Genomic DNA, 10,859 nt, shown 5'->3' with positions numbered 1-10,859 from the left:
TGGCCCTCACCCCCGCCCTCTCCCGCAAGCGGGAGAGGGAGTGAGAATGCACCGAGCCATTCGGAGCAGGAGCACTGGGGTGGCTCCTTCTCCCGCTTGCGGGAGAGGGCGGGGGTGAGGGCCAGCAGCCTCGGCAGTCAGAGGACGTCAACGCTTCGGTGCAAATCGCTTCGCGACGAAGCGCCAGATCATCGTCGTCGCATCCGGCCCGGTCGGATCGCTGAACGGCTCCTTCGCGGCACCGCCGCTCCACGCATGGCCGAGGCCGTCGATCTCGACGAGCGACACCGCCACCGTGCTGCCACGCTTGAAGTCAACGATCGTCATCGGCAAGCGCTTGCCGCGTTGCACGCGACGGTCGTGCACCGTCGCGGCGCCCGCAGCGAGCGCCCATTGGCGCGCGGCCTCGAACGCATTCGCGGCGGCCACGACACGGTCCTGATTGCCTTGGATGACGAGCAGCGGCGGCCACGCCGTGCCGCCTTCCACGCCCGCTGCCTGCGCCCGCCCGCGCATCGCGCGCAAGGCGTTCGTCGCCGAGCTCGCCAGCCCCGGGGGCACGCCCGAGTGCATCGCGACGGCCTGGAAGCGTACCGGATGCGTCGTCGCCAGCAGCGCGGCCATGCCAGCGCCGGCGGACAGCCCCACGATCGCCACGCGTTCGCGATCGGCGCCATGGAGCAGGCAGACCTGATCGATGGCGGCAAGGATCAACGCGGCCTCGCCCTGTGCGCGGCCGGACTCCGTGTCGAACCAGTTCCAACAGCGCTGCGGATTGGCGAGCCGACTCTGCTCCGGATAGAGCACCAGGAAGCGCTCGCGCGCCGCGAGGCGATTCATCCGCGTGCTGCGTGCGAAGCCGGCCGGGTCCTGCCCGCAGCCGTGCAGCATCACGATCAGTGGCGGGCGCTCGCTCGCGCTCAACCCGGTAGGCCGAAAGAGCCGGAAGCGCCGCATGCCCGCGCGCCCGGTCGCCAGTCCGGAGAGCCAGTCTCCGAGTCCGGGCGACGGATGCGGCGGCGTCTTCGTCAGGCCGGGGACCACGTCCTTTGTGGCATCGCGGGCGACCTTCGTCGCCGCGCGCACGACCTGACCCGTGACGGCGCGCAGGCCCTTGTTCCAGGCCTTGCGCAGGGCGGCGGTGGAGGAGCGTCTGGCCATGGAGGACATCGTTGTGCCGCCCCATTCTGAGGCCTGACCGTGTCGGCGTACGGATCCCTACCCTTTGACACAAGGATGCGGGGCTTTAACGCCGCATGGACCCGAGGCCTGTTGGAATGACACGCACACGGATTGCCGGACCTTGCGTCATGACCGTTGTTACGCCGACACCCCTGCGCTGGTCCCTCGAGGACCTGGACTTCTCCCGCATCGAGGCTGAGCGCGTGCGCGCGCACGATGCGCTCTTCCTGCTGGTCTGCAGCGCCTCGTTCATCGAGAGCGGCAGCGACATGTACACGCGCAACCTGATCGAGCATTTCGCCGACGATCCCGAGGTCGGCGCGTGGCTGCGCGACCACTGGGAGCCGGAGGAACTCCAGCACGGCGCCGCGCTCAAAGCCTATGTGCGGCACGTGTGGCCGGGTTTCGACTGGGAATCGGCCTACGCCGGCTTCTTCGACGAGTACGCGCGGCTGTGCACCATGGACGAGCTTGAGCCGACGCGGGGCCAGGAGATGGTGGCGCGCTGCATCGTCGAGATGGGCACGACGACCTACTACCAGGCCTTGCACGAGGCCACGGACGAGCCGGTGCTGCGCGACCTGTTCTGGCGCATCCGCTGCGACGAGGTGCAGCACTACAAGAACTTCTTCGCCTTCTTCCGCAAGTACCGCGAGATCGAGGGCCTGCACCGCGGCCAGGTGCTCGCCGCGCTGGTGCGCCGTGCGTTGGAGCTGCGCAAGGAGGATGCTTCGATCGCGTTGAGGCACGCGGTGAACGGACGACTGCGCACCGGCGCGATCGACGGCGGCCCTGCGCCCATCGCCAACGCCGAGCAACTGGCCAAGGACGCGATCCAGCTCGTCAGCTCGAATCTCCCGATGGGGCTGGCCGTGCGCATGACGCTGAAGCCGCTGCTGCTTCGCCCGGGCGTACAGCGGGTCGTCGAGCGTCCGCTCGCCGCGATCGGCCGACGCGTGCTGCTGACCTGACCGCGGGACCAAGGCCCGCGGCCCGCGTCGCTCACTGGGGCCGGAATGGGGCTTGGGGTTCCCGGAGGGAGGCCCCATGCCCCGTGGAGAGCCCGCGCCTGGCGACTGCAGTCAGCGCCGCAGGCGCTCCACGGCGAGATCGATGAACGCCCGCACCTTGCGCGACGCGCGCAGGCCTTGATGCTGCAGCGCCTGCACTGGCACGGCGGGCGGTGCGTGCTTCGCGAGCACCTCCACCAGTTCCCCGGACGCGAGCTGCGCCTCGACCATGTACGACAGCACCCGCGTGATCCCGAGACCCTCGCCCGCGGCGGTGATCGCGTGATCGTTGCTGTTGGTGGCCAGTCGCGCCCGCACGGGCACCGCGACAGTCGCGGCATCAACCCCTGACCCCTCGCGGAACTTCCACTCCGCCCCGGGCTCCACACCGAGCGCCGCGATCAGCGTGTGCTTCTCCAGATCCTTCGGCTGCTTCGGCGTCCCGTTCTTCTTGAGATAGGCCGGCGCCGCGACCGCCACGCGCCGCACCGTGGCGAGCGGCGTCGCATGGAAGGAGGCATCGGGCAGATCCCCGATGCGGATCGCGACGTCGACGTCCTCGTTGAGCAGGTTGACGTTGCGATCGATGAAGCGGCACTCGACGTCCGTCTCCGGGTAGCGCTTCAGATACTCGAGCACGACCTGGTTGAGCTGCAGCCGCCCGTACATCACCGACGCGCTGACGACCAGCTTCCCGCGCACCGCGCCGTGCGAGCCGCTCGCCGCCTGCTCGATGTCCTGCAACTCGCCGAGCACCCGCCGGCAGTCCTGCGCATAGCGCTCGCCGACCTCGGTCACCTTGACCACACGGGTCGTGCGCACCAGCAGCCGCACGTTCATCGCGGCCTCGAGCTCGCTCACCGCGCGCGTGACGACCGGCGCGGACACGCCCAGCCGCCGCGCCGCCGCGGAGAACCCGCCGTCCTGGACGACGGCCACGAAGATGGCCATGGCATCGAGCTTGTCCATATCTTTCCTGATTCCGGAAGAGTCATTTTCCCGGCGCGCCGATTCTCTCCGCGCGGCATGAGGGCCACCATCCGTTCACCTTCAACCCACCCGGAGAACTTCCATGAGCCGCATCCACGTCGTCGAGCCGTCCACCGCCACGCCCGAGCAGAAGGTCCTGCTGGACGCGATCCAGGGCCAGCTCGGCATGGTCCCGAACTTCCTCAAGGTCTTCGCCAACTCGACCACGGCGCTGCAGGCCTTCCTCGGCCTGTATGGCGTCGCCAACGGCGGCAGCCTCGATCCGCTGGACCGCGAGCGCATCGCGCTGGCGCTGGCCCAGCAGAACGGCTGCCAGTACTGCGTCTCGGCGCACACGGCGATCGGCCGCAAGACGGGGCTCTCCACCGAGGAGATCGCCGCCGCCCGTGCCGGCACCAGCGACGACGACACCTCGGCCGCGATCCTGAAGTTCGCGCAGAGCCTGATGGAAAAGCGCGGCGAGATCTCCGCGCTGGAGCTGACCCAGGTCCGCGCCGCCGGGGTCGACGAAGCGCAGATCGTCGAGATCATCACCCACGTGGGGATGAACTTCCTGACCAACATCCTGGGCAAGGCCAGCCTGGTCGAGATCGACTTCCCGAGCGTCAAGCTCGAACTGCCGGCGACGGCGTAAGCCGCGCCACCGTCATCACCTTCGGGAGCTCATCATGGGACGCGCCTATTCGGACATCACCTTCACGCCGACGGTCCGCGATGTCCAGTCGGAAATGGGAAGCCGCGAGCAGTACGCCTTCCTCGACACGATGAGCGACCGGGGCGATGTGCTGACGGCCCGCGAGTCGCAGTTCATCGCCGAGGCCGACCACTTCTTCCAGGCCACCGTCAGCGAGACCGGCTGGCCCTACGTGCAGCACCGTGGCGGGCCGAAGGGCTTCCTCAAGGTGCTGGACGCGAGGACCCTCGGCTTCGCCGACTTCCGCGGCAATGTGCAGTACCTGAGTGTCGGCAATCTGCGCCGGGACGATCGCATCTCGATGATCGTCGTCGACTATCCGAATCGCCGGCGGCTGAAGCTGCTCGGCCGCGTGGAACTCGTCGAGGCTGGTACGAGCGCGCAAGGCGACGCGGCCATCGCCGCGGTGAGCGATCCGGCCTACGGCGCGGAGGTCGAGCGCGCCTTCCTCATCCGCATCGAAGGCTGGGACTGGAACTGCCCGCAGCACATCACGCCGCGCTTTACCGAGGCCGAGGTCGCGACGCTGATGGCGCCGATGCGCGCGCAGGTGCAGAAGCTGAAGGCGCAGCTGAGCGAGGCCAAGGCGAGCCTCGCCGCGACGGCCTCGCGCGACTCGGAAGCCGCTGGAGCGGACGCGGCTGTCGCGAGACCGTCTGTGCTCGGCGACGGGCCACTCGCGCTGACGATCAGCGGCGTGCGCCAACTCACGCCGTCGGTGCGCGCTTATGAGCTGCGATCCGCCGATGGCTCGCCGCTGCCGGCAGTCATCGCGGGCGCTCACCTCGACGTGCCGGTGCGACTGGCCGACGGCACGGCTTCGACGCGCAGCTACTCGATCGCGTCGAGTCCGCATCGCACCGATGCCTACGAGATCGCCGTGCTGCACGAGCCGGAAGGCAAGGGCGGCTCGGTGGCGGTGCATCAGGACTTCGCCCTCGGCGTGCGCTTGAACTGCGGCCTGCCGAGCAACGCGTTCGCGCTGGCGGAGACGTCGCACGAGACACCGCAGCACGCGCCGCCCCATGCGGTGCTGATCGCCGGCGGCATCGGCATCACGCCGATCAAGGCGATGGCCCACGCGCTTGCCGCGCGCGGTGACAGCTTCGAATTGCACTACGCGGTCCGCTCGCGGACGCACGCGGCGTATCTCGGCGAGCTGATCGATGCGTTCGGCGACCGCGTGACGCTGCATGCGAAGGACGCGGGCGATCGCCTCGACGTCGCGGCGCTGATCCTCGCGCTGGGGGAGTCCGATCACGTCTACGTGTGCGGACCGACGCGGCTGATCGATGCCGTCCTGGCCGCGGCTGCCGCCGCAGGCGTGCCGGGTGCGCGCGTGCACGTCGAGAAGTTCAGCGTCGAGACCGCCAAGCCCGGCGACCGCGCGTTCGTCGTTCACCTGGTGCGCAGCGGCAAGGACATCGTCGTCCCCGCCGACCGGAGCATCCTGGAGGCCGCGGAAGCCCAAGGTGTGCGAGTGCCGGCCTCGTGCCGCATCGGCAACTGCGGCACCTGCGCGACGCGTGTCGTGGCCGGCGCGCCAGAGCATCGCGACGAGGTGCTCACCGACGCGCAGAAGACGGAGGAGCGGCTGATGTGCGTCTGCGTGTCGCGGACCGCGGGCGAGGAACTCACGCTCGACCTCTGACCTGACCCTCTGCGCGCAGCGCGTGCTGCGCCGCAGATCGCACATCGGGTTCGTTCCCCGTTGCCTTTGGAGGGAGCTTCCAACAACTCCCGATTGATCGCCCGAGGGCCCGCTCCTACAGTCCGCTCGTCCGACCGCTCCCCCGGTCGACGCGTGCGCAGGAGCTCCCGATGAACGTTTCCCGATGGGCGGTCCCCGCCTCCTACTTCAGCATGGTGCTGGGCCTGACCGGCCTGGGCAACGGCTGGCGCGTGGCGGCACGGCTGTGGGGCTTCCCCATCTGGATCGGCGAGGCCGTCATGGCGGTCGCCGTGGCGGTGTGGGCGGTGCTGCTGATCCGATTCGCGATCAAGTGGATCGCCGTCCGCGAGGCCGCCAAGGCGGAAGCCGCGCATCCGATCCTGTGCTGCTTCATCGCTTTGGTGCCGGTGGCGACGATGCTCGCCGGCATCGGCGTGCTGCCGCATGCGCACGGCGCGGGCATGGTGATCATCCTCGTCGGCGCGGTGGCATCGCTGCTCTTCGGACTGTGGCGTCACGGCGGCCAGTGGCGCGGCGGTCGCGACGAGAAGACCACGACCACGGTGCTCTACCTGCCCACCGTCGGCGCCAACCTGGTGTCCGCGATCGCGATGTCGGCGCTCGGCTGGCCGAGCTGGGGGCAGCTGTTCTTCGGGGCCGGGGTGCTGGCGTGGATCGTCCAGGAGTCCATCATCCTGGGCCGCTTCCTGACCGTCGAGCCGCTGCCCCTGGCCCTGCGGCCGACGGTCGGCATCCAGATGGCGCCACCCGCCGTGTCGCTGCTGGCCTACGCGGCGGTCACCACCGGTCCGCCGGACATCGTCGCCCGCATGCTGCTGGGCTACGCGATCGTGCAGGCGCTGATGGTGCTGCGGCTGATGCCGTGGATCCGGCAGCCGTTCACGCTGTCGTACTGGGCCTTCACCTTCGGCGCGACCGCGATCTCCACCGGCACGATGCGCTTCGCCGAGCGTGGCGACGATCCGGTCTTCACGGTGCTCGCGCCGGTGCTCTTCGCGATGAGCAACGTCGTCATCGTCGGCCTGTCGATCGCGTCGGTGCTGTGGGTGCTGCGCGCGAAGCCGGCGCCTGCGGCCACGTCAGCGCCCGCGCCGGCCGGCTGATTCAGCGCCGGTCGTCGAAGGGCGCGAACACCTCCGCGACCCAGTCGACGAACAGGCGCAGCTTCGCGCTCAGGTGCCGCGACGCCGGATAGACCACGTGCAGCGGATGACGCGGCCGGGTCCAGTCGGCCAGCACCGTGCGCAGCGCGCCGGACGCCAGATGCGGCGCCGCCGCGAAACGGAAGGTCTGCCCCAGTCCCGCGCCGGACAGCAGCGCGCTCAGATGCGCGGTGCTTTCGTTGACGGCCATGACGGCCTCGCCGGCGATCTGCAGGTGCTCGTCGCCGCGATGGAACTCGAGCGGAAACGCCCGGCCGGTGAGCGACGAGAAATAGCCCGCGATCGCATGGCCCGGGACGCGCGCGCGGTCCTCAGGCCCATGGGCACGCGCGATCAACTCGGACGGATGCTTGGGCACGCCGCGCGCCTTCAGGTAGACCGGGCTCGCGCAGGTGACCCAGTCGAGGTCGGCGATGCGGCGCGCGACCAAGGTGTTGTCCGCCAGCTCGCCGCCGCGGATCACGCAGTCGATGCCTTCGCCAATCAGGTCGACGGGACGGTCGCTGACGCCCAGGTCCACGTGCAGCTCGGGATGCCGTGCGCGGAAGTCGGGCAGGGCGGGGATCAGGATCATGTTCGCGAGCACCGAGCCGATGTCCACGCGCAGCCGGCCCCGCGCCTGCGCGCGCGTTTGTGCGGCCAGTTCGTCCATTTCCGCGAGATCCTCGATCAGACGCCGCGCGCGCTCGTAGTACGCCGCACCTTCGGCCGTGACGCTGACGCGCCGCGTCGTGCGCTGCAGCAGCCGCGTGCCGAGGTGGCGCTCCAGGTCCTGCACCAGCTTCGTCACCGTCGGACGCGGGATGTTCATCGCGTCCGCCGCCTTCGAGAACGCGCCCGATTCGGCGATGCGCACGAACACGCGCAGGGCTAGCAACTGGTCCATCGATCGCTCTCCTCTCCTGAATCCTCTCCTGAAGTCCCGATTATTCAGGATTGGGAAAAAAGAAGTCGAGTTCGACGGCTTTATTCGGACAACGCGAATTCTTAAGCTTCGCTCACCTCTTCACCACTTCCTGAACGGAGCGAATCATGAGCAAGCAACTTGAAGGCAAGGTCGCCGTCGTCACTGGCGGCACCACGGGCATCGGCCTGGCCGCCGCGAAGGCCTTCGCCGCCGAAGGCGCGATCGTCTACATCACCGGCCGTCGCAAGCCGGAACTCGACGCGGCCGTCGCGGCGATCGGCCCGAACGCTGTCGGCGTGCAGGCGGACTCGACCAAGCTGGCCGATCTCGACCGGCTGTACGCCGAAGTCGGCGATCGCCACGGCCGCCTGGACGTGCTCTACGCCAACGCCGGCGGCGGCACCATGGCCGCGCTGGGCGAGCTGACCGAGCAGCACGTCGACGAGACCTTCGAGCGCAACGTCAAGGGCGTGATCTTCACCGTGCAGAAGGCGCTGCCGCTGCTGGACAAGGCGGTCTCCGGCGCGTCAGTGATCCTCGCCGGATCGACGACGAGTTCGATGGGCACGGCCAACTTCAGCGTCTACAGCGCGACCAAGGCGGCGGTGCGCAACCTGGCGCGCAGCTGGATCCTCGACCTGAAGGGCCGCGCGATCCGCATCAACACGCTGTCCCCCGGCCCGATCCACACGCCGGGACTGGTGGAGCTCGCGGGCCCCGATCCGGTCAACCAGCAGGGCCTGCTGGACTACCTGACCTCGCAGCTGCCGATCGGCCGGATCGGTCAGCCGGAGGACATCGCCAAGGCGGCGGTCTACCTGGCCTCCGACGCCTCGTCCTTCGTCACCGGCATCGAGCTGTTCGTTGATGGCGGGATGGTGCAGGCCTGAGGACCGGAGCGCTCAGATCTCCGATTCCCACGGCTTCGACAGCCGCATCGCCCCGTTGATGATCCCCACCATCGAGTAGGTCTGGGGGAAGTTGCCCCAGAGCTCGCCGGTGACGGGGTGGGTGTCCTCGGAGAGCAGGCCGAGGTGGTTGCGCGAGGCGAGCAGCGCCTCGAACAGCTCCCGGGCCTGCTCGACGCGGCCGATGCGCGAGAGCGCGTCGATGCGCCAGAACGCGCAGATGTTGAACGAGGTCTCGGGCTTGCCGAAGTCGTCGGGCGCCTCATAGCGGCGCATGTAGGGACCGTCGCAGAGCGAGGCCTCCAGCGCGTCGACGGTCTTGATGAAGCGCGGATCCATCGGATCGATGAAGCCCACCTCGGTCATCAGCAGCACGCTGGCGTCCAGGTCCTTGCCGCCGAAGCTCTCGACGAAGGCCTGGCGCTGCTCGCTCCAGGCGTTGTCGAGGATCTTCTGCTTGATCAGCGCGGCGCGTTCCTCCCACAGCGTGGCGCGTTCGGGCAACTTCAACTCGCGCGCGATCTTGGCCAGGCGGTCGCAGGCGGCCCAGTTCATCAGCACCGACGAGGTGTGGACGCGTGCGCGCGTGCGCAGCTCCCACATGCTGGCGTCGGGCTTGTCGTGGATGGCGAAGGCCTGCTCGCCGGCGCGTTCCAGCAGCGCGAACTCGTCGATGCCGGCGCGCTGGTGCAGACGGTGGTCGAAGAAGGACTGCGCCGAGCCCAGCACGATGTTGCCGTAGACGTCGTGCTGGAAATGCTCGTAGGCCTGGTTGCCCGCGCGCACCGGGCCCATGCCGCGATAGCCGCGCAGGTGCGGGACCATGTACTCGGTGAGCTTGGCCTCCAGCCCGATGCCGTAGAGCGGCTGCACGTGGCCGTCCTTGGACTGGCCGATGATGTTGCGCATCCAGCGCAGGTAGTCCTCCATCGTGCCGGTCTCGGACAGGCTGTTGAGCGCGCGCACGACGAAGAAGGCGTCGCGCAGCCAGCAGTAGCGGTAGTCCCAGTTGCGCTGCGTGTGCGGCGCCTCGGGCACGCTGGTGGTCATCGCGGCGACGATGGCGCCAGTCTCCTCGAACAGGCACATCTTCAGCGTGATGGCGGCGCGGATCACCGCCTCCTGCCACTCCAGCGGGATGGCCAGGCGGCGCGTCCAGTCGCGCCAGTAGCTGATGGTCTTCTCCTCGAGCAGCCGCGCGGTGTCCTCGACGGCGCGGTCCAGCGTCTCGTCGGGGCCGAAGATGAAGCTCATCGGCATGTCGAGCGCGAAGGGCGTCTCTTCCTGCACGTAGGTCAGCGGCGCGTTGGTGGTCAGCCGGATGGTGCCTTCCGGGCTGACGAAGCGCAGGTGGTTGCTGCCGCGGGTGCGGGTCGGGTGGGCGGAGCCCCACTGGATGACGGGCCGCAGGATCACGCGGATGCGCGGATGGCCCTGGATGGGGCGCATGCGGCGCACCAGCATCATGGGGCGGTAGGGGCGGTCGTTGAGGAAGAAGCGCGGCATGAAGTCGGTGACTTCGATCGCGTTGCCGTGGGTGTCGTAGAGGCGGGTGCGCAGCACGGCGGTGCCGTGGTCGTAGGACTGCTCGCTGCGGGAAAAATCTTCCAGTTCCACCTGGAAGGTGCCGTCGGGACCGATGCCTTCCGGCGAGTCGATCAGCGCGTGGAAGACGGGGTCACCGTCGAAGCGCGGGGCGCAGCACCAGACGACGCGGGCGCGGTCGTCGATCAATGCGCTGACGGCGCAGTTGCCGACGAGGCCGAGTTTCAGAGACGCTGCTTCCATCGTTCCTCCTGGTGTTCGTCGTTCTTGCGATGTGCACAGACGGAAGCTGGGCAGCGGGCAAGGAACGTTCCTGCGGAGGAGAAACCGCCCGGGCGCGGGCGGTGTGCGATGGCAACAGAGTGTGGGGGGCTAGGCCGCCAGGCGGAAGGTGCTCACCAGCGCCGTGAGCTGCTCGGCCTGCGAGCGCAGGCTGCCCGCCGCCGCGGCCGATTCCTCGACCAGCGCGGCGTTCTGCTGCGTCATCTCGTCCAGGCGCTGCACCGCCACGTTGACCTGGCCGATGCCGTCCTTCTGCTCGGCCGCCGCCGTCGCGATCTCGCCGACGATGTCGGCCACCCGGCGCACGCCCTGGACGATCTCGCCCATGGCCAGGCCCGCGTTCTGCGCCAGCCGGGTGCCGGCGTCCACGCGCAGCACGCTCTCGCCGATCAGCGCCTTGAGCTCCTTGGCCGCGCCCGCCGAGCGCTGCGCCAGCGCCCGCACCTCGCCGGCCACGACCGCGAAGCCGCGGCCCTGCTCGCCGG

General features: G+C 69.3%; 10 protein-coding genes. 5 read left to right on the top strand and 5 right to left on the bottom strand.

Translation table 11 applies throughout. The features are described from left to right. Positions 1 to 147: 147 nt before the first annotated feature. Complete coding sequence (locus VF536_RS06960; RefSeq protein ID WP_331614088.1) at positions 148 to 1,161, bottom strand: PHB depolymerase family esterase; 1,014 nt, start codon at positions 1,159 to 1,161, stop codon at positions 148 to 150. Between the two features lie 149 nt (positions 1,162 to 1,310). Here VF536_RS06960 and VF536_RS06955 point away from each other — a divergent pair, with 149 nt between their 5' ends. After that, positions 1,311 to 2,153 (top strand): ferritin-like domain-containing protein, encoded by an 843-nt coding sequence (locus VF536_RS06955; protein ID WP_331614087.1) that lies wholly within the window; start codon positions 1,311 to 1,313, stop codon positions 2,151 to 2,153. A gap of 111 nt (positions 2,154 to 2,264) precedes the next feature. Here the strand turns inward: VF536_RS06955 and VF536_RS06950 are convergent, their stop codons facing one another. After that, positions 2,265 to 3,161, bottom strand: coding sequence for a LysR family transcriptional regulator (locus VF536_RS06950; protein ID WP_331614086.1), 897 nt, complete (start codon positions 3,159 to 3,161; stop codon positions 2,265 to 2,267). A gap of 103 nt (positions 3,162 to 3,264) precedes the next feature. Here VF536_RS06950 and VF536_RS06945 point away from each other — a divergent pair, with 103 nt between their 5' ends. From VF536_RS06945 to tehA, 3 genes are all read left to right on the top strand, one after another. Next, the gene (locus tag VF536_RS06945; protein ID WP_331614085.1) at positions 3,265 to 3,816 is read left to right on the top strand and encodes a peroxidase-related enzyme; all 552 of its coding nucleotides are present in this window, start codon (positions 3,265 to 3,267) and stop codon (positions 3,814 to 3,816) included. A 34-nt stretch (positions 3,817 to 3,850) separates the two neighbouring features. Beyond that, positions 3,851 to 5,527: a 2Fe-2S iron-sulfur cluster-binding protein gene (locus VF536_RS06940; RefSeq protein WP_331614084.1), complete on the top strand. Its 1,677-nt coding sequence runs from the start codon at positions 3,851 to 3,853 to the stop codon at positions 5,525 to 5,527. Positions 5,528 to 5,697: 170 nt separating this feature from the next. Further along, positions 5,698 to 6,672: a dicarboxylate transporter/tellurite-resistance protein TehA gene (gene tehA, locus VF536_RS06935; RefSeq protein WP_331614083.1), complete on the top strand. Its 975-nt coding sequence runs from the start codon at positions 5,698 to 5,700 to the stop codon at positions 6,670 to 6,672. Between the two features lies 1 nt (position 6,673). Here the strand turns inward: tehA and VF536_RS06930 are convergent, their stop codons facing one another. Further along, complete coding sequence (locus VF536_RS06930; RefSeq protein ID WP_331614082.1) at positions 6,674 to 7,618, bottom strand: LysR substrate-binding domain-containing protein; 945 nt, start codon at positions 7,616 to 7,618, stop codon at positions 6,674 to 6,676. A gap of 146 nt (positions 7,619 to 7,764) precedes the next feature. Between VF536_RS06930 and VF536_RS06925 the strand changes: the two genes are divergently transcribed. Then, entirely contained in the window at positions 7,765 to 8,529 is a 765-nt protein-coding gene (locus tag VF536_RS06925) for an SDR family NAD(P)-dependent oxidoreductase (protein WP_331614081.1), read from the top strand. A 12-nt stretch (positions 8,530 to 8,541) separates the two neighbouring features. Here the strand turns inward: VF536_RS06925 and VF536_RS06920 are convergent, their stop codons facing one another. Together VF536_RS06920 and VF536_RS06915 are read right to left on the bottom strand one after the other, a co-directional pair. Beyond that, on the bottom strand, positions 8,542 to 10,335 hold the full coding sequence (locus VF536_RS06920; protein WP_331614080.1) for a glycoside hydrolase family 15 protein: 1,794 nt from the start codon (positions 10,333 to 10,335) through the stop codon (positions 8,542 to 8,544). 129 nt (positions 10,336 to 10,464) lie between these two features. Continuing rightward, positions 10,465 to 10,859, bottom strand: a 395-nt coding sequence (locus VF536_RS06915; protein WP_331614079.1) for a methyl-accepting chemotaxis protein, incomplete at its 5' end; no start/stop codon positions are given.

This window comes from Roseateles sp. (genome assembly GCF_036486225.1).
Lineage (GTDB): Bacteria > Pseudomonadota > Gammaproteobacteria > Burkholderiales > Burkholderiaceae_C > Roseateles.
Note: the sequence above shows the minus strand (reverse complement) of the source record. Positions and strands in the feature narration are given on the sequence as shown.